This window comes from Leucobacter sp. NPDC015123 (assembly GCF_043080205.1).
GTDB classification, from domain to species: domain Bacteria; phylum Actinomycetota; class Actinomycetes; order Actinomycetales; family Microbacteriaceae; genus Leucobacter; species Leucobacter aridicollis_A.
The window spans coordinates 383373-408416 of record NZ_JBIBVH010000001.1; the positions used below are offsets into that span (position 1 = coordinate 383373).

The window sequence follows — 25044 nt, forward strand, 5'->3', positions numbered from 1 at the left end:
GACGCGGCGCGCCACCCCGGTATCCGCGTGGTGAGCTAGTTCACCTGCACGTCGCGCAGGTCGCCGAGGCCGCTGAAGCCGACGGGTACGGACTTCACGTTCTCGGACCAGGCTGCCGTGTAGTAGCCGTAGTAGAGCGGGATGATCGGCTGATCTTCCCAAAGGAGGCGTTCGGCTTCCTCGAAGAGGGGCAAGCCTTCTTCGACGGGGAGAGCGTTCGCCTGCGCGACGAGTTCGTCAACCTTTGGGTTTGAGTAGCCCGTCTTGTTGCCGTAGCCGCCCGTTGTGACGAGCGGGCCAAGGAAGTCGGAGACGTGCGGGTAGTAGGCGCCCATGTACAGCTGGAAGGGTCCCTGCGCCTGCTTGGCGTCAACGATCTCGGCGTGCTTGGCGTAGCTGCTCAATTCAAAAGTGACGTCGTCGATTCCGAGAACCTTCTTGAACTGGTTCGCCATCGCCTGCAGCTCCTGGTCACGGCCGGCGTACTGGTCGCCGTAGAGCACCATCTCGCCAGACCAGCCGCCGGCTTCTTCGAGGAGCTGCTTGGCCCGCTCGGGGTCGTACGTGCAGGCGCCGCAAACGCCCTCTTGCGCTCCGACGACGGTGTCGGGTGCGATCGAACTCGCGGGCGCGCCCGCACCGTTCAGGATCTTCTCGGTGAAGGCATCACGGTCAATCGCGAGCGAGAGCGTCTGGCGAACCTTTACATCGGCGAAGCGCTCATCCCAGAGTGGCAACCCGAGGTAGTTCAGGTTCGGGATCTTCGAGACCGCAGTGCGTCCGTCGACAAGGCCGTCGACCTCTGTGAGGCGGTCCGGCGGAACGGGGTAGACGATGTCAAGGTTCCCAGCCAAGAGGTCATTGAACGCGGTGTCCTGGCTCTGATACGGGACGAACGTGATCTTCTCCGCGTTGCCGGCCTTGCCCTGGTACTCGTCGAACCGGGTCACGTCGACAGGCTGGTTGGGCTCGTAGGCGTTGTCGATTGAGTAAGGACCGTTTCCGATCGGCTTCTTGCCGAAGCCATCGATGTCCTCAAACGCAGCTTTAGGCATCGGCGCGAACGCATTCGAGGTGAGCAGGTAGGGGAAGAGGCCGAAGGGCTCAGTGAGCGTTACCGTGAACTCGGTTTCGCTCACCTCAGTGAGGCCAGACAGCTCCGTGGTCTTCGCCTCACCCTCCGCGGGGTTGAGGTCAGCGTATCCCGCGATCTTGTTGAAGCTTCCGTTTTGCAACCAAGCGTTCTTGCCGAGCGCAGCGGCGTTCCACGCCCGGATGAAGCTCGCGGAGGTGACGGGCTCGCCGTTATGGAACTTCCAGCCCTCCTGGAGCGTGATCGTCCAGGTGAGTTGGTCGTCCGACTCCACGGACTTGGCGGCCGCGGGAACCGGTTCGCCGGTCTCAGCATCGAGATCCATCGGCGTCGTGAACAGCATCTTTGAGAGGTTGTAGTCCCAGGTGTTTGCGGGTGTCAGGTTCACCGGGTCATACATCGAGATCTTGAAACTTGACGACCCGTCGCCGCTACCGGCTCCTGGGACTGAGCAGCCGACGAGCAGCGAGAGAGCGAGGGCGGCTCCCCCGGCGGCAAGAGCGACTCTGCTCCTGCGCTTTGTCGCATACTTCACTATGCGACTCCATTTCCTTCGGTGTTAGTGGGTGAAGAATGTGCGATGCCCCATGCAGCAAACCCCAAGGCTGCGGAGCGCTCAGCGACCGTGTCAGCGAGCGAGCGGCCCGTCGCGTGGCCCGCGTTGCGCGTGACGCGGAGGAATGTCGTCGACTCGCCCCCGACTGTCTCTCGTAACGCGGCAGCAAGCGGGTAGGCGTGTGGGCCCGGAGGCACCCGGTCATCCTGGTCAGCCGTGAGCACAAGCGTCGGCGCGTAGCTGCGCTCCGGGAACACGTTGTGCAGCGGCGAGTACGCCGCAAGAAACTCGCGATCAGCGGGCGCGTCAGGGTCGCCAAACTCAGCGATCCAGCCGTGCGCAGCCGTGTAGCGATGGAAGTTCAGCATGTCTGCGACGGGCACCTCCGTAATGACGGCCCCGAATAGCTCTGGCCGCTGCACGAGCGCGGCCGAAGTCATGAGCCCGCCGTTGGACATACCGTTGATTGCGACGCTACGCGGCCCAGCCCAGCCCGTGGCTTCGAACCACTCTGCGCACGCAATGAGATCCTCGATCCCCAGCTGTTTGCGCTCGCGTCGCGCGGCCTGATGCCAGCTCTCGCCAAGCTCGCCGCCGCCGCGCACGCCTGCATAGGCAAGGACGCCGCCGCCGCGCAGCCAGGCGAGGTGCCAGGCGCTGAAGCCGTTGGTCGCGAACGGCACCGAATATCCGCCATACACCGAGAGGAAGACCCGCGCGTTGCCAGCAGGCGCGACGCCCGCGGCCCGCACCACGCGCATCGGGATCCGAGTGCCGTCGGCGCTCGTCGCCCAGTGCGTCTCGACGGTGAGCGGCGACGAGTCTTCTGCGGCCAGCGTCGCCAACTCAGCCAGCTCTACGCGGGCGACCGTTCGTGCTCCCCCGATGACCTCAATGTCCAGGGCGAGCGCATCAGCGCCAAAGGTGGCCGACCGCTGCAGAACGCTACTGGCGGGGAGCGTGTCGCGCTGAGCGACCGAGCCGTCAACCGCTGAAACGACCGTGAACCTTGTCCCTTCGAGCGTGTGAGCGATAAGTACGCAGTTCGCACCGAGCTGGTGAGCCTCCGAGAGCGGCTCATTTTCCGGCGACTCGTAGAGCACTGATTCGGTTCCGGCCGTGTCGACCGAGAGTAGTCGCCCGGCGGAGTGGCCGCGGTAGCTCAGCACGAGGGTCGCGCCGTCGTGAGCACCGACGAGTGAGTCTGGCCCTTCCTCGTCAAGCACCGTTTCCCAGACATCTGCGTCGCTCAGCGGCAGCGGTCGGCGGAGGATGGTCGCGGGCACAATCCCCTTGAGTTGTTCCAGGAAGAGCCAGTGACCGTCGGCCGAGGCTGTGGGGATGACCCAGGTCGTCTCGCGCGGCTCGTATATGACAGGGTCGGACGCCTGCTCCGTGCCGACCCGGTGCACTCGGATGCGGGCGCCCGAGTTGAGCGCGGTGAGCTCCTCGCCCGCAGGAGGCATATCCCACGACATGTACACAAACGTTCGGTCGTCAAGCCATGCGAGGTCAGGCCACTTCATCCCGGTGAGCACGTCAGGGGCGTCTTCACCCGTAACCACGTCACGGATGCGGGCGAGCTGCCAATCGGCCCCACCTGTCGATACGGTCCACACCACGTGGGCACCATCGGGGCTTGGGGAGAAAGTTGCGATCGAGTCCGTTGTCGTCTCAAGCACGTCGGCCGAGACGAGAACACGGGATCCCGTGGCGTCGCTCACCCACAGCGAGTGCTGTTCCTCACCCTGTGCGCGTCGAAGTTGGAAGGTGCGGCCACCTGCCGTCTTCGGGAGGGACTGGTCCTCTGTGCCGAGAATCTCAGTCAGGTCAGCGCGGATCGCATCGATTCCGGGGATTGCGTCGAGGTGCGCGTCAGCGCGCGCGTTCTCGGCATCGATCCAGGCTTCAACCTCAGCGCCCGGCGTGTTCAGCCAGGCAAACCGTGCGGCGGATGCGGCAGCGTCGGCTGCAAACGAGTGGGGTGTGTGTTCCGTCATTGACTCACCTTCGAGTTGGGGTTGCTCGACATTAACACTATTTTCAGAAATTACTGAAACTTTATTTTTTGCATTGTTTCGGCGCGATCACCCCGGTAGAGTCGAGCGATAGTCACCACACAAGGGAGAACTGTGCAGAACGAACAACGGCCCGCAGCGGAAGATCCCGCGAATCGGAGCCACGAAGCGCGCGCTGAGTTCGTCGAGGCCCTTGGGTTCCTCGTCGAAAGCATCCGCTGGATGCCGCGTATGAACGGCAGAGTACTCGGCTGCCTCCTCGTCGCCGACGGCCCTCTCACTCAGGCAGAGCTCCGCGACCAGCTCGACGCGAGCCTAGGCGCTGTGAGCACCGCAACGCGGGCTCTACTTGAGAAACGCTTTGCACTGCGGGTTGGGTTGAGCGGCAGCCGCCAGACAGGTCTTGTCATTCATCCCGATGCCTGGCGCAACATGGAGGAGGACGGCATCGCCGGCGTCCAGGAGTACTCCACACTTGCACTCACGACCCTCGAGGCGCTCGGCGACGAGGAGTCCCCCGCTGCTACCCATCTGCGGCAAATGAACGACTACTTCGTCGAGGTTGAGCGGCGCATGAGGGCAATCCTCGTGTGGTTCGATGAGCAAAAGCAGACGACTCGCTAGGGCAAACCGACTCGCGAGCTCTCTCCGTTCACTGGGCGGGCAGACTCATTGATTGGGGTCGCTCACCGGCTGAGCCATCTCACTAGATCTGCGTTCGACGGTCCCTATTGGCATACAGCCCAAGAACGGCATTGCTTTTGCAGATCACGTTCGGTGCGCGCGCCAGGGAAGGGGTGAGGGACGGCCCCGCAAGGGCAGACCCAGCAGAGCAGCCGACTCAGTAAGGCCCCAGCCTTACGCGCGCTTGGCGGCGAGCGCAGCTGCGTAGAGCTCCTTGCTCGAAAGCCCCGAGGCCTCGGCGACTTCCCGCGTCACGTCTTTCAGCCGGTCCCCCGCTGCGACGCGCTCAAGCACCTCGGCGAGCGCATCCTCTGGCGAGGTTGCTGCAGCGGTCGCTCCGCCGACAACGACAACGATCTCCCCGCGCACACCCGCCTGCGCCCACTGGGTGAGTTCAGCGAGCCCGCCACGCTTCACTTCCTCGTACATCTTGGTGAGTTCGCGGCACACCGCGGCAGGGCGATCCGCTCCGAACGCGTCTGCAAGGTCGGCGAGTGACGTCGCCAGGCGGGAGGGCGATTCGAAGAACACGAGCGTGCGGCGTTCACCCACGAGGTCTCGAAGCAGCCGCCCGCGCTCGCCAGCCTTGCGCGGCAAGAATCCCTCAAACGCGAACCTGTCTGTTGGGAGGCCCGAGACGGCGAGCGCCGTGATCACCGCAGATGGGCCAGGGATCGCGCTCACCTGCACGCCCGCCTCGGCCGCGAGCTGAACAACACGGAAGCCAGGGTCAGACACTGTCGGCATGCCCGCATCACTGACGAGCACGATGTCCTCGTGCTTCGCTCGTTCCACGAGAGTCGCCGCCCTGTCGTGCTCGTTGTGGTCGTGCAGCGCGACAAGCTCTGGCCGGGCATCAATCTCGAGCAACCGCAGCAACTGTGCTGTATGCCTGGTGTCTTCGGCCGCGATCACCGTCGCCTGTGCGAGCGTCTCACGCAGTCGCACCGACGCGTCTCCAAGATTGCCGATCGGGGTCGCCGCGAGAAGGATCATGCCCCAATGCTACGGGCTCGCAGCGCGGCGCGGCGGCCACCGAGTTTTCGACAGGTGCGCCCGCGCTTGCCCTCGGGTAAGCTTGGTCGGCTATGCACGATTCGAAATCATCACCCACGCTGCTCGAGCGCACAGGCGTCGTCTACTTCCCCCTCGCGCTCGTCGCTCGTCTTCCCTTCGCGATGATGGTCGTCGGCGTGCTCACGCTCGTCGTGTCAGCGCGCGGGTCACTGCAGCTCGGCGGCCTCTCATCTGCCATCGTTGGCATCGGCTCGGCGATCGTCGGTCCCTTCATCGGAGCGGCAGCGGACAGGTACGGCCAGCGAATCGCGCTCCTCCTCGCCGCTGCGACTCACAGCGCCGCGCTCGTCGGGCTCGCGTTTATCGCGTACTCGGATTCCCCAGACTGGGCGATGCTCGCCGTCGCGTTTGCGGTCGGCGCGACGAGCCCCCAAACATCGCCGATGTCTCGCTCTCGGCTCGTGCTCATCATCCAGAACTTCCTGCCGACAGAACGCCGACCGAAGATCATGTCGCAGGTACTCGCGTACGAGTCGGCTGCAGACGAGGTCGTGTTCGTCTTCGGGCCTGTCATCGTCGGCCTGCTAGCGACGTTCTTTGGTCCGCCCACCCCGATCCTCGCCGCTGCGGCGCTGACGCTGCTCTTCATCATCGCGTTCGCGCTGCACCACACGAGCGCCCCGGCCAAGTCGGCGGCCGAGCGCGCAGAGACGCTCGCTCCCGCGTCGGAGCTCGCTCGGCCGTCACTGCTCGTCGTCGTCGCGGGCATTACTGGCGTCGGCCTGGTGTTCGGCAGCACTCTCACGGCTCTCACCGCGTTCATGCAGGCGCAGGGCCAGCCCGAGGCCGCCGGCCTGTTCTACGGAATCATGGGCATCGGTTCTGCGCTCCTCGCGATCTCGGTCTCACTCTTCTCCCCGAAATTCACGCTGCGCTACCGCTGGCTCGTGTTCGCACTGTTCGTGCTCGCCGGTGAGGCGCTGCTCGCGACAGCTTCGTCTGCGACGCAGATCGCTGTTGGTCTTGCAATCACGGGCATCGGGATCGGCCCGCTCCTCGTCACCTTGTACAGCCTCGGAACGGCGAGAAGCCCAGAGGGCAGAAGCGCCACCGTCATGACGATGCTCGGGTCAGGGGTGATCCTCGGCCAGTCGCTCTCCTCCGCAGTGGGTGGCGCCGTCGCAGAGAATGTCGGCGTGCCTGCCGCGCTCGCGCTCCCCTTCTATGCCGCTGTGTTCATTACCGTCGCGGGCGCGCTGAACTGGGTACTCACGCCGTCAGGCAGCGGCCGCGACCTGTAACGCCTGGCCTCGGCTGCCGCAGATGCTCCGTACGTCTCGGTGCGACACGTCGGCATACTGGGCCCGCACGGAGAAGCTCCCGCGATCCTGATCCGTGCTACGCGCCGGAGCCCCCCGGACTCGGCTCGGTCGAGTCGGTGGCGCCACGTGCCGGCTCGGGCGAGAACTTGGGGCGCGGCAGGTGCCAGCCGCGCGCAACCGAGGTGAGGCGCAGTGCGATCGCAACAGTGCCGCCCGCAAGGGAACCGAGGATCACGCCTCCCCCGAACGCTCCAATCGTCACCGCGATCACGCCCCCCGCGAGCGCTGACACGGCGTACAGCTCGCGGGTCAGCACGCCCGGGACCGTATTCACGAGCACGTCGCGAATGACGCCTCCGCCAATCGCGGTGATCGTGCCAACGAGCACCGCGGTGACGAACGTCTGCCCGCTCGCGTAGGCAAGGGCAGCACCGTTCGCAGAGAACAGACCGAGACCGAATGCGTCGAAAACGACCTCAAAGTAGCGGATTCGGGTCAGCCCAGGGTGGACGAAGAACACCACAAGCGACCCGGCGACAGCAACCGCGAGGTTTGGCCAGTGCAGGAACGATACGGGAGGGTGCACGCCAAGGAGCATGTCGCGCAGGATCCCGCCGCCCGTGCCTGTCGCCGCGCCAACAACGACGACCCCGAGAATATCGAGGTTTCGCCGCACGCCGACGAGAGCGCCAGACAGCGCGAATGCAAGGATCCCGGCGAGCTGCAGCGCCTCATAGATGACATCGCCCATCACGCTTTTGATCCTAGGGGATGCGCCGCGGAGCCCGCCGCCATCCGCACGCCGTGCGGGGCGCGGTGGGCCGGAGGCGCTGGAGGCGCCGGAGGCGCCGGTCCTCGCCGACGAACACTTCGCCCCGTGTATTTGGCCCCAACGACCGGCATGCACGCCCCACGGCCCGCCAGCCGCCGCGAGCTGCGGCCACTTCGCTCGCAGCGTACGCTAAGGCCCGGCTTAGCCAGCCGTGGCGACCACGAAAGTGGAAGAATAGAAGCTATGCATGCGTCTCTGTCCCCCGGTGAAGTTGCAGGCCTGCGCGCCGCATTTCCATACTTCAAGACGATCGACGAGCGGGCCGCGGCGGGTGCCGCCGCACAGCTCGCCCCCGCATACCTCGATTCGGCAGCGACCTCGCAACGCCCGCTCGCTGTGCTTGATGCTGAACGAAGCTTCCTTGAGCACTCGAACGCCGCGGTTCACCGCGGCACGAGTGGTGCCGTCGGGGCGGCGACTGGCGCATTCGAGGGTGCCCGCGCGCTCGTCGCGGGCTTTGTCGGAGCGGCGACTCCTGAGCAGATCGTGTGGGCCGAGAACGCGACCGACGCGTTGAACCTGGTGACGCTCGGCATCGGTGAGGCGAATTCGGGCAACGGCGTTGCCGGGTCGGAGCGATACGCGCTCGGGGCGGGTGACGAGATCCTCATCACCGAGGCTGAACACCACGCGAATCTGATCCCGTGGCAGCGTCTCGCGAAGAAGACGGGCGCGACGCTTCGCTACATTCCTGTGCGCGAAGACGGCACTTGGACCCTCGACGATGCCCGCGAGGCCCTCACCGAGAAGACGAAGTTTTTCGCGTTTGCGCACGTCTCAAACGTGACTGGCTTCGTCGCGCCAGTCGCTGAGCTTGTCGAGCTCGCGCACGCCGTGGGTGCGGTCACGGTTGTTGATGCGTGCCAGTCGGTGCCGCATATTCCGGTGAACTTCGCCGAGCTCGGCGTCGATTTCGCAGCGTTCTCTGGCCATAAGATGCTCGGCCCGAACGGTATCGGCGTGCTGTATGGAAAGCCAGAGTTGCTCGCAGCGCTCCCAGCCTCGCGCACCGGTGGTTCTGCGATCACTCGCGTCACGATGGAGGGCGCCGACTTCATGCCGCCCCCGCTGCGGTTCGAAGCTGGTACGCAGCCAGTCTCGCAGGTTGTGGGACTCGGCGCGGCAGTCGAGTTTCTCACTGAGATTGGCATGGATCGGGTCGCTGCGCGTGAGCACGAGCTTGTTGAGCGGCTCGTTGCCGGCATTCAGGGGCTTCCGGGCGTGCGGTTGCTCGGCCCGGCTGAGACGTCGCGGCGCATCGCGCTCGCGGCTGTCTCGGTCGAGGGCTTGCATGCTCACGATGTCGGCCAGTTCCTCGACGAGCAGGGTGTGCTCGTGCGCGTCGGCCACCACTGCGCGCAGCCGCTGCATCGCGCGCTTGGCATGGCATCGTCCACGCGGGCAAGCGTGCACGCAACGACCACCGAGGACGAGGTGGATCGGTTTATTGACGCCGTTCGCGGCGCTCAGCAGTACTTTGGATTGGAGGTGTCCGCGTGAGCGCTCTCGACGGACTGTATCAAGAGGTCATTCTGGATCATTCGCGGCGACCCATCGGCAAAGGCGAGCTCGCCGCCGATGAGGGGTCATTGACGGCGACGCACCACGAGTTCAATCCGAGCTGCGGCGACGAGATTGATCTGGCGATCGCGGTGGATCCCGACAGCGGTGAGATCACTTCGCTCGCTTGGGAAGGCCAGGGCTGCTCCATCTCGATGGCGTCGGCATCGATCCTGTCGCAGATCGTGCGTGACGAGACGCTCGACGGCGCTCAGGCGCGTGAGCGGATCGCCGCGTTTCGCGAGATGATCCACGGCAAGACCGAGGGCGAACCTGATGAGGATCTCCTCGGTGACGCTGTCGCGCTGCAGGGGGTCTCGAAGTTTGTGATGCGTGTGAAGTGCGCGATGCTCGCGTGGGTCGCGCTCGAGGCTGACCTTGTGCAGGTAGACGCCAAGAAGTAATTGACCTGGTGGTTCGCACCCAGCGATGTCTCGCTGGGTGCGAGTTGCCGCGGGCGGCGGATGCAGCACCGTCCACAATCAGGATCGCTGCCGGCGCTCCCGCTTCCCTTGTGGATAGCTCCGGATCGCGCGCTCACACCCCGCATGCTCGACACATGCACACACCACATTCTTCCGCACCACAGGCCTTTCCTCACCACACGTTCGCCGCACGGAGCGGCACAGAAGCGACGCACGAGAGCCTCGCCGGGCCCGGATCGACAGCGTCACATCCTGTTCGCCCTGAAGCCGAGGCGCCAAGCTCGACGCCAAGCGGTGCGGCGAGGTCCGATCCCCAGATCCCGACAGTCATTCGATGCGAGACAACCGCCGATTTTCTCGCAGCGCTTCCCCGCCTCGTCGGCTTCACTGCACCCGACAGCCTGTTCGTTGTGCTGTTCTCGGAGTCGCGAGCTCATGGCGCAATGCGCGTCGATCTGCCCGACGGGGAGTCCCCGGAAGCAGTCGATGCGTACATCGCTGAGCTCATCGGATGGGTCGCCCACGCCGAGCATCAACACGGGACGAGCCGGCCCGCGTTCGTTATTACGAGCTCGCTGAGTTTTTCGGAGGCCGGCGAGATCCCATGGCGGCGCTTCGCCGGACGCCTCGACGCGCAGCTCGAGCGAGCTGGAATCTCCCCGCGAGAGCTGTGCTGCCTCGCACCCGACGGTTGGGCGAGCTACCTCGACTTGGGGGCGCCGCTCACGGGGTACCCGCTGAACCTCATCGACAGGAGCGCGGCCGCACCCGACTCGCCACTGCCGACGCTCGCGGAACTCGGCCAGCAGCGTCGCGTGCGGCCCACCGAGCGAGACGCCTTCGCAGGGGCCCTCGAACGCGAGCGGGCTAAACGTGCTCACCCGAGCTTCGGCCACACGCTCACGGCTGCAGCTGACTGGCACGCGCTCGGCGACAGACAGGCAGCACGGTTGCGCGATCGGCTCGAAGTCTTGTTTTCGCCTGGCAAGCGAACGCTTGAAGAGTGCGCGTCGCTCGTCAGCGACCTGACGACCGACGCCGGGTGGACGTGCTGTTTCGATTCCCTCGCCACCGCCGCGTCTACCGCGCACGATCCTGCCGCGGCTCGCGACCCTGATCGTGCCGCCCTCTCGAGGCTCGTGGCAGCCTCAGACACGCTAGCCTTCATCGCGCCGCTCGTCTCCCGCAGCGAGCGGGCCGCGTTCACCGCGCTTTGCGCGCTCGCCTGGTGGTTCCGCGGGCTCGAATCGGTTGCTACAGCGCACATTGCCGAAGCGCTCAGACTCGACTCCGCCGACGCCGTTGTGCAGCTTGCGGGCGAGGTGATTCACAGTGGGAGCTTCACGCTGACGACGCGGGGGCTCGACTAAGTCACGGTTGTCGGGTCGCGCCACCCTGCTCGACTTCGCACGAGCCTCCGGCTAGATTCGGTGGACATCGAACCGGAAGGACGACATGTCAACGACGACGTACCCGACGCTGTTCAGCCCGCTCGACCTGCCAGGAACACCAGTGACGCTGCCCAACCGGGCGATCATGGGTTCCATGCACCTCGGTCTTGAGGAGCTGCCCGGTGGGTTCGCACGCCTCGCGGCGTTCTATCGGGAGCGCGCGGCAGGCGGTGCAGCGCTCATCGTGACCGGAGGGGTCTCTCCAAACGCTGAGGGCAGGCTCACTGCTGGGGGCGCGACGATGGCGAGCGAGGCAGACGCGGCGCCGCACCGCCTCATCACGGGTGCAGTGCACGAGGTCGGTGGCAGGGTCGCATTGCAACTACTGCATGCCGGCAGGTATGGTGCGCAGCAGGATCTCGTCGCGCCGAGCGCGGTTCGAGCACCGATCTCCCCACTCACGCCTCGTGAGCTCACTGACGACGACATCGAGCGCACGATCGCTGACTTTGCGCACGCGGCAAAGCTTGCGCAGTCAGTCGGCTACGACGGCGTCGAGATCATGGGGTCTGAGGGCTACCTCATCAACGAGTTCATCGCGAAAGCAACGAACATGCGCGACGACCGCTGGGGTGGCGACCTCGCGGGCAGGCTCAGGCTCCCCACCGAAGTCGTGCGGCGCGTGCGACAAGCTGTCGGGCCGGACTTCATCATCATCTATCGGCTCTCCATGCTCGACCTCGTGCCAGGGGGCTCAACCCTCGCCGAAGTGATCGAGCTCGCGCAACGCGTCGAACGAGCCGGGGCCACAATCATTAACACCGGGATCGGCTGGCACGAAGCGCGAATCCCCACGATCGCCGCATCCGTGCCGCGGGCGGCGTACTCATGGGTGACGCGCGAGCTCCGTGGCGCGGTCGCCGTGCCACTCATCGCAACGAACCGCATCAATACGCCCGAAAGCGCGGAACACGTCCTCGCGTCGGGCGACGCAGACCTGGTATCGCTCGCCAGGCCGTTCCTCGCTGACCCCGAGTTCGTCTCGAAGTCCAAGGCTGGCACCCCGGAGCGCATCAACACATGTATCGCATGCAATCAGGCGTGCCTCGACCACACGTTCTCGGGCAAACTCACGTCGTGCCTGGTGAATCCACGCGCAGGCCACGAAACCGAGCTCATCATCGCTCCGACAGGTCGCCCCAAACGGCTCGCCGTTGTCGGCGCTGGGCCTGCTGGGCTCGCATACGCCATCACGGCTGCCGAGCGAGGTCACGCTGTCACGCTCTATGACGCGGCCGACAGGATCGGCGGCCAGCTCAACGTCGCCCTGAAGGTTCCGGGCAAAAGCGAGTTTCGGGAGACCCTGCGGAACTTCTCCGAACGGCTCCGCGAAACCGGCGTCGACGTTCGGCTCGGCAGCCAGGCAACAGCGGCTGCGATCGCAGCAGCGGGGTTCGACGAAGTTATCGTCGCGACAGGCGTCTCGCCTCGGGTACCCGCAATCCCTGGCATCGAGCATCCGTCAGTTGTCGGCTACCTTGAAGTACTCCGAGATGGCGCGGCAGTCGGGCGCAGGGTCGCCGTGATCGGAGCCGGTGGCATCGGATTCGACACTGCCCAATTCCTCACCGAGCCTGCCGACTCCCCGGGACTGCGGGGCGAGCCCGCAACCGCAGGCGAGTTCTTCCACCACTGGGGAATTGATCCGTCCTACGAGCGAGCCGGCGGGCTCACTGAGTCCGCCGGCTTCACTCCCGAACGCGAACTCGTCATGCTGCAGCGAAAGCACTCAAAGCTCGGCAAAGACCTCGGCAAGACAACCGGCTGGATCCACAGGACCGAGCTCACTCGCCGCGGCGTTCAGATGATTGCCGGAGTGGAGTACGAAAGGATCGACGACGCCGGTCTCCACATCTCAGTCGAGGGTGAGGCCCGCGTGCTCGAAGTCGATTCGATCGTGATCTGCGCCGGTCAGGAGTCCCGGCGGGCTCTCGCCGACGAACTCACCGTTCTCGGCGTACCGACACACGTCATCGGGGGCGCCGACGTCGCAGGCGAACTCGATGCGAAACGGGCAATCGACCAAGGCACCAGGCTCGCAGCCGCGGTGTAGGCCGGGCAATACCGACGGCGGGGCGCGCACCCCGTCTAGGCGCCGGCGCCGCGCTCCGGATCGGGCTGCAGTTCCACGGCAGGCTCTCCCTGGCGCGCTGCTGGCTGCACCGGGATGCTTCCCGTCTCGATAGGGGCGAACTCGGGCTCGGCAACGACAACCGGGGCCTCGAGCGCAGGGTCAACCTCTGTCGGCTGCCTTTCCGCGTCACGGATCGCGAACAACGGCAGAAAGACCTGGCACAGCGGGCCGATGAGCACGGCAAACGCGAGCGTCCCGATGCCGACGGTCCCGCCAAGCAGCCAGCCGACCACGACGACGAACACCTCAAGCGCGGTACGCACGACCCAGATCGGCAGCCCAGTCACCTCGTGCAGGCCGATCATTAACCCATCGCGAGGCCCAGACCCGAAGCCGGCGCCGATGTAAATTCCGCTCGCGATACCCACAAGCAGTACGCCGAGCAGCATCACCGCGATTCGAACCCAGAACCCGTCTGGTGTCGGAAACAGGGCGAGGCCGACGTCAGCGAAGACGCCGATGAGAATCGCGTTGGCGACCGTACCGAACCCGACGCGCTGACGGAGCGGAATCCAGCACAGCAGCACGATGCCACTCATGATGATCGTGATCGTGCCAAAGCTCAACGGCAGGTGGTGGCTCAGCCCTTGAGTCAGCACGTCCCACGACGCCGCGCCAAGGTTCGACTTCAGAATGAGCGATACGCCAATGCCAAACAGTGCGAGCCCGGCAGCGAGTTGGAGCACCCGGCGAGGCAATCGATCAAGCGTCTTCAGGGCGCGCGGTGTACTCACTCAGCTAGTGTAGTGGCCGCGAAGCGAGTGACGGCGGGTCGCGTTTCGCCACGCGGAGGGGGCTTCGTGAACTTCCCACTGCGAGAGCGTGATATACCTGTGAAAGCATGACGAGGGAAGGACCCACCGTGGATGATCAGAGCCGAGCGCCGCTCGTGGCGGCGGAGTCGCTGAAGAACCATCACTTTTCCCTTGCGTTGTTGAATGATCCCCCACTCAACGCACTCGTTGAGCTGTTGCTTGGCATGGCTCCCGGCGAGCGACTCGCAAGCGAGCGTGAACTCACCCAGACGCTGAACCTCAGTCGGAACACGCTCCGCGATCGTATGAGCAAGCTTGAGTCCATGGGGGTGCTCAGCAGGAAAGAACGGCAAGGTACCTTCTATACAGGGGTGCAGCCAGAGCAGACCGGCGACGTGCTCATCCTCGGGCTGATGTTCCAGCAGATGACAGTCGAGTCCCTCATCTCGGTTCGACACGCGCTCGAGCGTCAGGCCGCCATCGAGGCGTGCGTCAACGCTGACGACGCAGCGCTCGCGGCGCTCGAAGACAGCCTCTCGCGCATGCATGGCACCCAGGACGGCAAAGAGCTCCTCGAAGCCGACGGCGCCTTTCACCGCGCCATGTTTGCGGCCTCCGGTTCGCCCGGGCTCATCTTCTTTTCTGAGATGCTCCAGCCCGTCCTCCAAGGCACGTTGCAGCACCTCACGCTCGAGCAAGACTTCGAGACCATGCGGAAGGTCCACGACGACATATTTGCCGCGGTTCGCGCCGGCGACGTCGCCCGCGCCTCGGCAACTGTCGACGACCACTTCGCATGGCTCGACGTGCTCACCGAGCGCGAGCGTGACGCCAGAAAGCCCTAGTTCACTGCTGCACCGCAGGGGGCGCCGAGCTCTGCACCAGCCCGCCATCGACAGGCAGACATACCCCGTTGACGTAGCGGGCCTCGTCAGATGCGAGGAAGAGTGCAGCATTCGCGACGTCGAACGAGTCGCCCATCTTGCCCGTGGGTGACAACGCATCCCGTGCGGCCACCATTGCTTCAACGCTGTCGTACGCCGAGCTAATCTGACGGTAGATCATGGGTGTGTTGATGTACCCGGGGGCAATCGTGTTCGCTCGAATACCGCGCGAGGCATACTCGAGGGCAAGGTTCTGTGTGAACTGTGCGACGGCCCCCTTCGTCGCCGAGTAGCTCGGATAGTTGTAGCCGATGTAACGCATTCCCCCAACGGAACCGATGTTGATGATGCTGCCGCGGCCCTGTGCGAGCATGTGCGGGAGCACGTGTTTGCATGTCAGGAAGATGCTCGTGAGGTTCACGTCGATGGAGAACTTCCAGTCCTCGACCGATTGCTCGATCGGACCCCCCATCCGCGCCACACCGACGTTGTTGTGCAGCACGTCAATTGCACCAAACTCGGCGATCGTCTCGGCAACCGCGTTTTCAATCGAGGACTCGTCAGTAACGTCGCCGACGATCCCCAGCACTGACGGAGAGAGGCCGAGCTTCGTGCACTCTTCGCGGACCCGTCGTGTGCCGCCCTCGACCGCTTCAGCGCTCAGGTCGACGATCGTCACGCTCGCACCCTCTCGGGCGTAGGTGATCGCGGCGGCCAGGCCGTTGTTTATTTCGCCTCCGACAGAGCCCCCGCCAAAGACGATGCAGGATTTTTTCGATAGACGGTTCATTGGGTGCCTTTCAGCGGGTCTTCGGTGGGGCGGTGGTAGTGGTGATGATCGAGTTGGGAAGCGTGCTGGGTGGGAGCGGCGAGACACCGCTCCCACCCAGCACAGCGTCAGGCAAGCGTGCGCTTGACCGCCGCGACGATGTCGTCCTTGGAGGGAATGACGACTTCTTCGAGGGGCTGCGAATACGGGATCGGCACTCGCGCTCCCCCGACCCTGACGGGCGCGGCGTCAAGCTTGTCCCACGCGGCCTCGACTGTCTGCGCGACAAACTCAGCACCCCAGCCGTAGTCGCGCACGGCCTCGTGACCTACGACAAGGTGTCGGGTTTTCCCCACCGAGGCGTAAACCGCGTCCATGTCGAACGGGTAGAGCGTCCGGGGGTCGATGATCTCGACTTCAATGCCTTCGGCTGCGAGTTCCTCGGCCGCAGCCATCGAGTAGGCGAGGATCTGCTGGGTCGCAACGATCGTCGCGTGCGTTCCCTCCCTCGCGATTCGAGCCTGCCCAAACGGGATCGGCGTGAAGTCGACCGGTCCGCGGTCGTAGTACTGGTTCTTGTGCTCCAGGAAGATCGTCGGATTGTCGCTCGCCGCGGCGGTGCGGAGCAGCCCGTACGCATCGCCCGGAGTCCCTGGTACAACGACCTCGAGGCCAGGGATGTGTGCGAAAAGTGTCTCGAGCGACTGCGAGTGCTGCGCAGCCTTGCCAATGCCCGATCCGCCGTTGCTTCGGATAACGAGCGGTGTGTCGAACTGTCCGCCAAACATGTAGCGGGCTTTCGCCGCCTGGTTGATGATGCCGTCGAAGCCGAGAAACGAGAAGTCCGAATACATGATCTCGAGAATCGGCCGCGTGCCCCGTGCGGCTGCAGCCGAGACGGCCGACAGCAGCACTTCCTCGCTGATCGGGGTGTCCATCACACGGCCGCTGCCAAACTTCTTCCTGAGTCCGCGCGTCACCCCATAGGTTCCGCCCCCAGTTCCCCACGTCGTGATGTCCTCTCCGAGCACAAACGCCTCAGGCGTCGACTCGAGGATGTCGTGCATCGCGGCGTTGAGCGCTCGCCAGGTGACGAGGTCCTTTGTCTGTGTATTCATCCCTGCGTCTCCTTCGCGTACACATCAGTGAAGGCCTCCGCGGGGTCCGGGAAGGGCGACTTCCGCGCGAACTGCTCCGCCGCTTCGACCTCTGCAAATACCCGGGCGGTCATGGCCTCCCAGCCCTCGGTGGTGATGGCGCCCTGTTCGATGAGCTGGCCGAGGAGCTTCTCGATCGGGTCGTTCTTCTTCGCCGCTTCGACCTCGTCGGCGCTGCGATAGATCTCTGTGTCCCCGGCCATGTGCCCGAGGTAGCGATAGGTGTCGAGCACAAGAAACGTCGGCCCCTCGCCGGCGCGTGCCCGCGCGACAGCCGCGGAGGCCAGTTCGTAGACCTCGGCGAGATCCATGCCGTCGCCGGAGAACGACGGCACACCGTACGCCTCTCCACGGCGCGACAGGTCGATCTGGGCGACCATGTCCTCGATCGCGGCCGACTGCGCGTAGTGGTTGTTCTCGAGTACGAAGATGACAGGCAGCTTCCAGATCGCTGCGAGGTTAAACGCCTCCGCGAGCACTCCCTGGTTCGATGCGCCGTCACCGAAGTACGACACCGCGACAGTGTCGTCACCCTTCATTTTTGAAGCGAGGGCGGCACCGGTTGCGATCCCGATCCCCGCGCCAACGATGCCGTTCGTGCCGAGCACGCCGAGTTCCTTAACACCGATGTGCATCGAGCCGCCCTTGCCGTGGCAGTAGCCGTCGGCTCGACCAAGGATCTCGGCCATCGTGCGGCCGAAGTCCGCGCCCTTGGCAAGCGTGTGTGCGTGCCCACGGTGGTTACTCGCGATGGCGTCGTCGTCGCGAAGCGCCAGCGAGACACCGACCGCGACCGCTTCCATGCCGAGCGACGGATGCGTTGATCCTCTAATGAGGCCCTCGTCCGAGAGCAGCGGCATCCGTCGTTCGAACTCACGGATTTTTGCCATGAGCTCGAGCCCAGCGAGCCCCTGCTCTGCTGCGTGAAATGTCGTCATGGTGGCCCTACTCGATCGTTGCGATGGTCTCGTCGAGTGAGACCATGTCGCCGGCCTCTTTCTTGTGCGAGATGACCCCTGCCGCTGGTGCAACAAGCTCATTCACAAGCTTCGAGGTCTCAATCGAGGCAATGTTTTGTCCCTCGGCAACTGTTGCGCCGTCTTCGACGAGCCATTCGACAAGGTCGGCTTCTTCTTCGTCGCCGAGCAGGTCCTTGGTGAGGTTGACGTCCATGGGTGTTCTCCTTCTGAGTGGTGGTGGATGGTCTATGAGACGGTGATTGTTGGGGCGTCCAGGCGCTGCACCGTGAGCTCGAACGTCGCCGCGACGAGGTTCTCCCCTGGCACGAGCTCGCCGGCTCGGATGACTCCGTGGCGGTCGACGAGCGTGCAGCTCAGGCGCGTCTGCAGTTCCCCTGCCACGCGGCGAACGTCCCCGATAAGGGCGATCACCTCCGTTGCCGGGCCGTCGATCACTGTGTGCCCGCCTGTCGCACGGTCAACAAAGGTCGCGCCGACGAAGCTGCCGAGGCCCGCCCGCACCGAGGCGCGGTCAAAACCCGCGTCCGCGCAGATGCGGATCAGCGCGTCGGTGATGTCGATGCCGGGCAATACGCGGGCAATGACCGTGTCGGCCTCGCCGCCCGGCTCGACGTCAGTCGTCGGGCCCGGCTGCTGGGTTGCGTTGCTGTCGTGAATCATCACGTGTCCCCGTTCTCGTTCGGTAGTGTGCGCGTGCGGTGTGAACACCGGCATCTTGGTCTCAGGGTCGGTCGTGCTCCGCCATTGCGCATCGAACACTGCGGTGACGACAGCAACAGGAGCAGCCTCGCCGGCCTCAGTCTCGAGCCAAACGTGTCCGCCTTCGAGGCCTCCAGCTGGGGCCTGCCACAAGCAGTGGCTGTGCATGTACGGGGCGTCGTCGCGGATCCCAAGCGTGACGGAGCCGTAGAGCAGGTTGGCGCTGTCGTGGTGCCGCGTCGCGGAGAAGCTCAGCGCCTTCTCGGAGGTCGCAACGTCGGGTACGCAGTAGCTGAGCGGGGCGTAGCTTCCGCCGTGGATCTCGGCGAACCCACTGTCGGCGCCAAGGGCGGTGAGCGTGTCGTGGAGCTGATCGATGACGGGGCGGCCCCCACGGAGCTCGCAGAGTGCGCGCAGTGTGCGCACGTTTCGGGTGAGAATTCGGGGTTGGGTCTTGGGACCAGGATGCACTAATGGCAGCATCGGGTCCTCCTTCCAGCTTGTGACCGTTGGGAAGAGTCGAGAAAGAGCGCTGCACCCGCGGTGAGGGGTGCTGTCGGTTCGCACCCGGATAGGGGCGAACCGACAGCGCGCTAGGCGTGCGGCGAGGTATTAACCGATGGCGGTTCCGCCGCAGACTTTGAGGGTTTCGCCAGTGATGTAGCTCGCACCGGGCGAGGCGAGAAAGGCGACCGCCTGGGCGATGTCAGCGGGCTGCCCGATGCGCTTGATCGGCTGCGCATCGACGGGGTAGGGAACGCCGGCGGTCATCGGGGTAGCAACGGGCCCGGGGGCGACAGTGTTGCAGGTGACGCCGAGCGGGCCGACCTCTTTCGCAACCCACCGGGTGAAGGCGATGACGCCGCCCTTCGAGGCCGCATAGGCCGGGCCCGTGCGAGCAGCCCCATCACCGCCGGAGTTCGCTCCACCGATGATCCCTGAGATAGAGCTCACGTTCACGATGGCCCCCTGCCCGGCATCCCGCATGTGCGGGTAGACAGCGCTCTGGGACATCAGGAACGTGCCTGTCAGGTTCGTCTCGAGATCGCGAGCCCACACGTCGTCGCTCATCTCCTCGAGGCTCAGCCTTCCCGCCGTGCCCGCGTTGTTCACGAGAACGTCGAGCGAGCCCCAATCTGAAACCAGGCCGTCTATGCACTGCTTCACTGCCTGCCGATCCCGAATATCGACGATCTCGCTCCGGGCCCGCACCGAGCCACCGGTACGTTCGGCGATCGCAGCCACAGTGCCCGCTCCGTCGATCACATCGACAACGAGCACGTCGGACCCGCGCTCCGCGAGCTCGATCGCGATCGCTGCGCCAATTCCTCCGGCCGCACCGGTCACGACGCTGACCTTGCCAGCAAATTCATTTGACATCTTGCGAACTCCTTCGAAGGGCTAGAGCCCGAGCAGGTCGGGCAGCCAGTTACTCAGGGCTGGGATGAAGGTCACGAAGAGCAGCACGATGATGCCCGAGACCACGAATGGCACTACGCCCTTCACCGCCTCGCCGAACGGGATCTTCGCGATGCTCGCAGCGACGAAGAGGTCGATTCCGACCGGCGGCGTGATGAGGCCGATGGCGAGGTTCATTGTCATCATCACGCCGATCGTGGTGAGATTCATGCCGAGCTCGAGGAGCACCGGAACGAACAGCGGAATGAAGAGGTAGAAGGCCGAAATCGCGTCGAGGAACATTCCCGCGATCAGCAGTGCCAGGTTAATGATCAACACGAGCAGCACCATGCTGTCGGTGAGGCTCAGCATCCAGTCGGCGACGTGCTTCGCGATCTGGTTGCGCGTAATCACGTAGGCAAACAGCGTCGCCGAGGCGATGATGAGCATGATGCGCCCCGACATGATTCCTGCCGAGGTGAAGATCTTGAAGACCTCGGCAATCTTCAGGTCGCGAGTGACGAACAGGCCGACGACGAGCGCATAGACGGAGGCGACCGCGGCCGACTCAGTTGGGGTGAAGATGCCGCCGTAGATGCCGCCAAGAATGATGACTGGAACCAGCAGGCCGGGCACAGCTCGCAGGAACGCTCTGAAGACGACCCCGGCTGGGGCCCGCCGAACTCGCATGCCGATGCCTGCACCCGAGCTTGCGTTCTCAGGCGTGACGTCGTCAATTGTCAGCAGACCAGTGTTGTCGGCGGTGCTCGCGACGGCGCCCGTCGCGGTGACTGTTGCAGTGCGCCGGCGAGCATTCTTCCCCATTGCCTCGCTCAGGTGAGCGGCGGCGTTCGACTTCGCAATCTCCATGTCGCGCGGCAGGAACCGGGCGATGAAGTAGAGCACGACCACGAGGATGAGGCCGGGAACCACGCCCGCCATGAACAAGCGGCCGATCGTCACGCGGTCGACACCGGGACCTGCGTAGTCTGCAGCGACCACGGCGAACACGATGTAGGCGATGCTCGGCGGAAGGATGATGCCGAGTTCGCCCGAGGTTGCGACGAGCGAGGCTGCGTGCCGCTTACTGTAGCCGTGCTTCGCGAGCGCTGGGATCAGGATCCCGCCGATTGCGGCGACAGTCGCTGGGCCAGAGCCTGAGATCGAGGAGAACAGTAGGGCAGTCAGGATCGCGGTGAGCGCGATCCCGTTCTTCATATGCCCGAAGCACGCATCCGCGAATTCTACGAGCCTCCTCGATATGCCCGTGAGTTCCATGATCACACCGGCAAGGATGAAGAATGGAATCGCGAGCAACGTCTCTGAAGACAGCCCCGCGTACAAGATGCTTGATGCTGGGGCGAGTGCCTTCACGCCGCCGGTAAACAGGATCGTGGCGAACGCCGACAGCCCCATCGACATAGCGACCGGGACGCCAATGAACAGGCAGACAAGGAACGTACCGAATAGTACGAGTTCAATCATTATCGTCCGCCCTCCTTCGGTCCGGATGTTGGGGTGGCGGGCGTACCGCCTTCCTGGTGTGCGCGCGCAAGCAGCTCAGTCTCGGCTTCGACAGCGGCTGCGACTTCGAGCGCTTCAGCTTCTTCGCCCTTGAACGCTTCTCCACCTCGCAGCTCGATCACGCAGACCTGGATCGAGCGGATCGCCCCAAGGAGCGCTCCGAGGGGAAGCCCCATTGAGAAGATCCACTGCGGGAACTGCAGCGCAGGGGTCAGGCGGCCAGACTCGAGCTGTTTCATTGCTGTTTCAAAACCGAGCCAGAGCAGAATGAGGAAGAAGGTGAGCATGCCGGCGCAAATGACGACGACGACCACTTTGCGGAGTGCTCCGCGACTCGAGTCGCGAAGCAGGCTGAAGCTGGGATGGGTACCGAGCCGCGTCGCGGCCGAGGCGCCAACCATTGTCAGCAGCACAGCGAGATTAATCAGGAGCTCGCTGGTGAACGAAAATGAGGCGTGGAAAACATAGCGCGCGATCACGTTGGCGAACGCCAGCAACGTGATGAACAGAAAAGTGATCGCGATGATTGTGTTTTCGAGCCTGCGCAAAATGAGATCAAACATGAGTGATCCGGTTCGCTGTGGGGCGGCGCAGGTGCCTCCCCACAGAGCGAACTACTTCGGCTGCACTGCCTCGGCGACCTCAGCCGTCCACTTGTCGGCGTAGGCGTCGTAGACCGGCTGCATGGCCTCGCGGAACACCGCGAGCTGTTCTGGGGTGAGTTCGGTCACCGTCATGGCGTCCTTCATCTCCGCGAGCTGCTCTGCCTCGCGGTCGCGGCTGAGCTTGACCTGGAACTCGTTGGCCTCAGCCGACGCTTCTTCCACGATCTTCTTGTCTTCGTCGCTCAGGCTCTCGAAGAGGTCCTTGTTCATACCGAGAATCAGCGGATCGTAGACATAGTTCCAGACCGAGAGGTACTTCTGTACCTCCATGAGGCCGTTCGAATAGATCACGTCGAACGGGTTCTCCTGGCCGTCGATCGTGCCGTTCTGAAGCGACGTGAAGACCTCGGCGAAGTTCATCGTGACGGGGTCTGCACCGAGTTGCTTGTAGATGTTCAAAAAGAGTTCGGAGCCCGCGACTCGCAACTTGAGCCCGTTGAGGTCGCCCGGTTCGGTGATCTCGTGCTTGCTGTTCGTAATCTGGCGGAAGCCCGACTCGCCGAAGCCGAGCATCTTGATGCCCATCTCGTCGGTGAGCTGCTCGTAGATCTCGATGCCGCCGTCTGCCATTGCCGCGTCGGCCTCAGCGTAGTCGGCGTACAGGAAGGGCGCGGTAATCGCCGAGAATCGTGGGTCGATACCCGAGTAGATGATCGGCGAGTTGTATGAGAATGCCTTGTCGCCGTTCGCAAGCATCTCGACGCCGGCCGCGGGATCTCCGCCCGAGAGTTGCTCATTCGCAAAGAGGTTGAGCGTCATCCGCCCATCCGACTTCTCGTCGAGGAGCTCGGCGAACTTCTCTGCCCCGGCCCACCATGCCGACGCCTCAGAAACCGTGATTGTCATGTCCCAGCTATAGCTCTCTCCGCCGGCGTCGCCAGACGGTGCGCCACCACTCGAACAGCCAGTGAGCGCGAGGGCTGAGACCGCTAGGGCAGCGATCAAACTTGTCTTCTTCACGTGAATCTCCTCCTTGAGATATCGGTACCGGTTGGATTGTTGTGTCCGTCCAGGTCAGACAGGGAGAGAGCGAGGTACCGCCCTCGGAGCGGGTCCAGCTGAGTGTCAGACGGGCCGCTCGGATTATTATGCACGCTCTGGTAGAACCAGGCAACCGTTGAGCGCCATTGTCTCGCCACAGCCACAGCGGCGAAGTCCAAGCCGCCCGCCCACTCCCCTGTCGCAGCAACGAAATCGGAGCCCGCCCACAAGCTCGGCGGGCCGCGGCATCCCGGGCGTGGCGAGGCCGTGAGTTAGCCCGCCACCGACAGAACGAGCGGGATCGTGACGAGCGCGGCAACACTCGTGACGAGCGTTGCCGCACCGACGAGACGCACGTCACCGTCATACTCAAAGACGATGACACTCGCGGTCGACGACACCGGCATCGCAGCCATAATCACAGCGGACGCGACCCATTGGGGCGCCAGGCCACCACCGAAGAGCGCCACAGCAAGGATCGTCAGCAGCGGCAGCGCCACAAGCTTCACCACCGACGCGACAGCAACGCCGGCGATCGACACGGTACCCGAGCGCATCCCCGCAAGAGCGGGCTTGATCGTGAGCCCGACAGCGAACATCGCAGCGGGCACGGCGGCGCCCCCAAGCATCTCGAGACTGGCAGCCAACACGGTGGGCACCACAATGTCAAGCAGATTGACCGCCGCGCCCGCAACCACCGCCAGCACCACCGGGTTCAGCAACAACGACCCTTTTGCGAGCCTCCAGAGCAACCGCCAGACGCCCCGCTCACCCTCGCGACCACCGCGCGCCGTGCCCCCACGAATGGACTTCAGTAGCGGGTAGCCGACCATGAACAGCAGGTTGTGCAGGAGCTGCCCCAGGGCTGCACCGAGCGCTGCGCCAGGGCCAGCGACACTGAGCACGATGGGCACGCCAAGGTACCCGACGTTGCCGTACGTCGAAGCGACAGCAAGCGGGCCGGGAGCGAGCCCAGCCCGCCCCGCGCTCCCACGCCCGCGAACGAGAAAGGCCCCAAGGTGCACGAGAGCGTAGACGAGCGCGGTAGCCCCGAGCGAGATTCCAACGAACGCGAGCGGGACGCCGTCTCGGATCGGCGCGTTTGTCACAGCCACGAACAGGAACGCAGGCAGCGCGAAGGTGAACACAAAGGCGTTGAGCCCAGCCTGCGCACTGCGAAACCGTGGCGCGAAGCCAGCAATCATGCCGAGGCCGAGGAGCACAAACATCGGCGCGATCGTTGACAACACGCTCAGCATTTCACATCTCCGTCTCGAAGTAGTTAGTGGCGAGGCTTTGACCTTCGCGCTCAGTCATGTCAGGATACCCCTGGTTCTACCAGACGTAATCAATGAGGATGCACAGTGAATACCCACACAGCCCATTCGCCGACGACACCCACCCACACACCGTCGCTATCGCACCACGGCACTACCGAACGAGTCTCGCGGATTCGCGCGACAATCGCGAAACGAATGCTCGACTCGCTCGATACGTCCGCGCAGCTCACTGCGACGGTCGAGGTTGACTGCAGTGCGATCTCAGACATCCGACGCGAAGTGAAACAGCGCTTTCGCGAGCAGGAGGGTGTCGGGCTCAGCTATCTCCCGTTCATTGTGCATGCTGCGGTCGAGGCACTCAGGGATCATCCCAAGCTGAACGCAACGATCGACCTCGACGCCGGGGTCATCAGCCATCCTGACGGCGAACATGTTGGCATCGCCGTCGATACGCCCCGTGGCCTGCTCGTGCCCGTCATTCGAGATACCGCCACGCTGTCGGTCCGGTCGCTCGCGACGGCCATCGCGGGCGTCGCCTCACGCGCGCAAGCGGGCAAGCTGACCGCCGGTGATCTCGCCGGCGGTACGTTCACCGTCACGAACTACGGCTCGGTCGGCACGCTCTTCGACACGCCAATCATCAACCAGCCGCAGGTCGCTATCCTCGGAACCGGGGCGCCCACGCGCCGCCCGGCCGTGATCCAGCGTGCCGACGGGTCCGAAAGTATCGAGGCCCGCGACATGATGTACCTCTCCTTGAGCTACGATCATCGGCTCGTTGACGGCGCAGACGCTGCACGGTTCCTTGGGCAGGTCAAAGCCCGGCTCGAAGCAGGCGAGTTCGACGTGTAACGGGGCCA

At 64.5% G+C, this 25044-nt stretch carries 23 protein-coding genes; 8 read left to right on the forward strand and 15 right to left on the reverse strand.

Features of this window, described 5'->3' with window-relative positions; genetic code table 11:
* Nucleotides 1-35 precede the first annotated feature (35 nt).
* Both ACF07D_RS01735 and ACF07D_RS01740 read right to left on the reverse strand, forming a co-directional pair.
* Nucleotides 36-1628, reverse strand: a complete 1593-nt coding sequence (locus ACF07D_RS01735) for an ABC transporter substrate-binding protein (protein ID WP_391503653.1) — start codon at nucleotides 1626-1628, stop codon at nucleotides 36-38.
* Nucleotides 1628-3649, reverse strand: coding sequence for a prolyl oligopeptidase family serine peptidase (locus tag ACF07D_RS01740; RefSeq protein WP_391503654.1), 2022 nt, complete (start codon nucleotides 3647-3649; stop codon nucleotides 1628-1630). The genes ACF07D_RS01735 and ACF07D_RS01740 overlap by 1 nt, the downstream gene beginning before the upstream one ends.
* Nucleotides 3650-3781: 132 nt before the next feature.
* On the opposite strand from ACF07D_RS01740, the gene ACF07D_RS01745 reads away from it, so the two are divergent.
* Nucleotides 3782-4291 carry a GbsR/MarR family transcriptional regulator gene (locus ACF07D_RS01745; protein ID WP_391503655.1) on the forward strand — a complete coding sequence of 170 codons (510 nt, stop codon included), beginning with the start codon at nucleotides 3782-3784 and terminating at the stop codon, nucleotides 4289-4291.
* Nucleotides 4292-4525: 234 nt separating this feature from the next.
* On the opposite strand, the gene rsmI is transcribed toward ACF07D_RS01745, so the two are convergent.
* Nucleotides 4526-5347 carry a 16S rRNA (cytidine(1402)-2'-O)-methyltransferase gene (gene rsmI, locus ACF07D_RS01750; RefSeq protein ID WP_391503656.1) on the reverse strand — a complete coding sequence of 274 codons (822 nt, stop codon included), beginning with the start codon at nucleotides 5345-5347 and terminating at the stop codon, nucleotides 4526-4528.
* 92 nt (nucleotides 5348-5439) lie between these two features.
* Here rsmI and ACF07D_RS01755 point away from each other — a divergent pair, with 92 nt between their 5' ends.
* Nucleotides 5440-6669, forward strand: coding sequence for an MFS transporter (locus ACF07D_RS01755; protein WP_391503657.1), 1230 nt, complete (start codon nucleotides 5440-5442; stop codon nucleotides 6667-6669).
* Between the two features lie 97 nt (nucleotides 6670-6766).
* Here the strand turns inward: ACF07D_RS01755 and ACF07D_RS01760 are convergent, their stop codons facing one another.
* Complete coding sequence (locus ACF07D_RS01760; RefSeq protein ID WP_391503943.1) at nucleotides 6767-7441, reverse strand: trimeric intracellular cation channel family protein; 675 nt, start codon at nucleotides 7439-7441, stop codon at nucleotides 6767-6769.
* A 264-nt stretch (nucleotides 7442-7705) separates the two neighbouring features.
* Between ACF07D_RS01760 and ACF07D_RS01765 the strand changes: the two genes are divergently transcribed.
* From ACF07D_RS01765 to ACF07D_RS01780, 4 genes are all read left to right on the forward strand, one after another.
* Nucleotides 7706-9022, forward strand: coding sequence for an aminotransferase class V-fold PLP-dependent enzyme (locus ACF07D_RS01765; protein WP_391503658.1), 1317 nt, complete (start codon nucleotides 7706-7708; stop codon nucleotides 9020-9022).
* Nucleotides 9019-9486: a Fe-S cluster assembly sulfur transfer protein SufU gene (gene sufU / locus ACF07D_RS01770; protein WP_391503659.1), complete on the forward strand. Its 468-nt coding sequence runs from the start codon at nucleotides 9019-9021 to the stop codon at nucleotides 9484-9486. Before ACF07D_RS01765 ends, sufU begins: the two co-directional genes overlap by 4 nt.
* Before the next feature lie 155 nt (nucleotides 9487-9641).
* Nucleotides 9642-10877: a DUF4192 family protein gene (locus ACF07D_RS01775; RefSeq protein ID WP_391503660.1), complete on the forward strand. Its 1236-nt coding sequence runs from the start codon at nucleotides 9642-9644 to the stop codon at nucleotides 10875-10877.
* An 85-nt stretch (nucleotides 10878-10962) separates the two neighbouring features.
* Entirely contained in the window at nucleotides 10963-13011 is a 2049-nt protein-coding gene (locus tag ACF07D_RS01780; RefSeq protein WP_391503661.1) for an FAD-dependent oxidoreductase, read from the forward strand.
* A gap of 35 nt (nucleotides 13012-13046) precedes the next feature.
* Here the strand turns inward: ACF07D_RS01780 and ACF07D_RS01785 are convergent, their stop codons facing one another.
* Nucleotides 13047-13826: a YitT family protein gene (locus ACF07D_RS01785; protein WP_391503662.1), complete on the reverse strand. Its 780-nt coding sequence runs from the start codon at nucleotides 13824-13826 to the stop codon at nucleotides 13047-13049.
* 128 nt (nucleotides 13827-13954) lie between these two features.
* On the opposite strand from ACF07D_RS01785, the gene ACF07D_RS01790 reads away from it, so the two are divergent.
* Nucleotides 13955-14692 (forward strand): FCD domain-containing protein, encoded by a 738-nt coding sequence (locus ACF07D_RS01790; RefSeq protein WP_162920996.1) that lies wholly within the window; start codon nucleotides 13955-13957, stop codon nucleotides 14690-14692.
* A gap of 1 nt (nucleotide 14693) precedes the next feature.
* On the opposite strand, the gene ACF07D_RS01795 is transcribed toward ACF07D_RS01790, so the two are convergent.
* From ACF07D_RS01795 to ACF07D_RS01840, 10 genes are all read right to left on the reverse strand, one after another.
* Complete coding sequence (locus ACF07D_RS01795) at nucleotides 14694-15521, reverse strand: SDR family NAD(P)-dependent oxidoreductase (RefSeq protein ID WP_391503663.1); 828 nt, start codon at nucleotides 15519-15521, stop codon at nucleotides 14694-14696.
* 107 nt (nucleotides 15522-15628) lie between these two features.
* Entirely contained in the window at nucleotides 15629-16618 is a 990-nt protein-coding gene (locus ACF07D_RS01800; RefSeq protein WP_119281557.1) for a transketolase C-terminal domain-containing protein, read from the reverse strand.
* Nucleotides 16615-17595, reverse strand: a complete 981-nt coding sequence (locus tag ACF07D_RS01805; protein WP_119281558.1) for a thiamine pyrophosphate-dependent dehydrogenase E1 component subunit alpha — start codon at nucleotides 17593-17595, stop codon at nucleotides 16615-16617. Before ACF07D_RS01805 ends, ACF07D_RS01800 begins: the two co-directional genes overlap by 4 nt.
* Before the next feature lie 7 nt (nucleotides 17596-17602).
* Nucleotides 17603-17830 (reverse strand): lipoyl domain-containing protein, encoded by a 228-nt coding sequence (locus ACF07D_RS01810; protein ID WP_255809330.1) that lies wholly within the window; start codon nucleotides 17828-17830, stop codon nucleotides 17603-17605.
* Between the two features lie 32 nt (nucleotides 17831-17862).
* Complete coding sequence (locus ACF07D_RS01815; RefSeq protein WP_391503664.1) at nucleotides 17863-18819, reverse strand: PCC domain-containing protein; 957 nt, start codon at nucleotides 18817-18819, stop codon at nucleotides 17863-17865.
* Between the two features lie 129 nt (nucleotides 18820-18948).
* The gene (locus tag ACF07D_RS01820) at nucleotides 18949-19716 is read right to left on the reverse strand and encodes an SDR family NAD(P)-dependent oxidoreductase (RefSeq protein ID WP_391503665.1); all 768 of its coding nucleotides are present in this window, start codon (nucleotides 19714-19716) and stop codon (nucleotides 18949-18951) included.
* A gap of 21 nt (nucleotides 19717-19737) precedes the next feature.
* Complete coding sequence (locus tag ACF07D_RS01825; RefSeq protein ID WP_391503666.1) at nucleotides 19738-21219, reverse strand: TRAP transporter large permease; 1482 nt, start codon at nucleotides 21217-21219, stop codon at nucleotides 19738-19740.
* Complete coding sequence (locus ACF07D_RS01830; RefSeq protein WP_119281563.1) at nucleotides 21219-21821, reverse strand: TRAP transporter small permease; 603 nt, start codon at nucleotides 21819-21821, stop codon at nucleotides 21219-21221. Before ACF07D_RS01830 ends, ACF07D_RS01825 begins: the two co-directional genes overlap by 1 nt.
* A 51-nt stretch (nucleotides 21822-21872) precedes the next feature.
* The gene (locus ACF07D_RS01835) at nucleotides 21873-22883 is read right to left on the reverse strand and encodes a DctP family TRAP transporter solute-binding subunit (protein ID WP_391503667.1); all 1011 of its coding nucleotides are present in this window, start codon (nucleotides 22881-22883) and stop codon (nucleotides 21873-21875) included.
* A 293-nt stretch (nucleotides 22884-23176) separates the two neighbouring features.
* A complete protein-coding gene (locus tag ACF07D_RS01840) occupies nucleotides 23177-24163 on the reverse strand; it encodes an AEC family transporter (RefSeq protein WP_391503668.1) in 987 nt (328 codons plus the stop codon).
* Nucleotides 24164-24268: 105 nt separating this feature from the next.
* Here ACF07D_RS01840 and ACF07D_RS01845 point away from each other — a divergent pair, with 105 nt between their 5' ends.
* Nucleotides 24269-25036 (forward strand): 2-oxo acid dehydrogenase subunit E2, encoded by a 768-nt coding sequence (locus ACF07D_RS01845; protein ID WP_391503669.1) that lies wholly within the window; start codon nucleotides 24269-24271, stop codon nucleotides 25034-25036.
* Nucleotides 25037-25044: the final 8 nt, after the last annotated feature.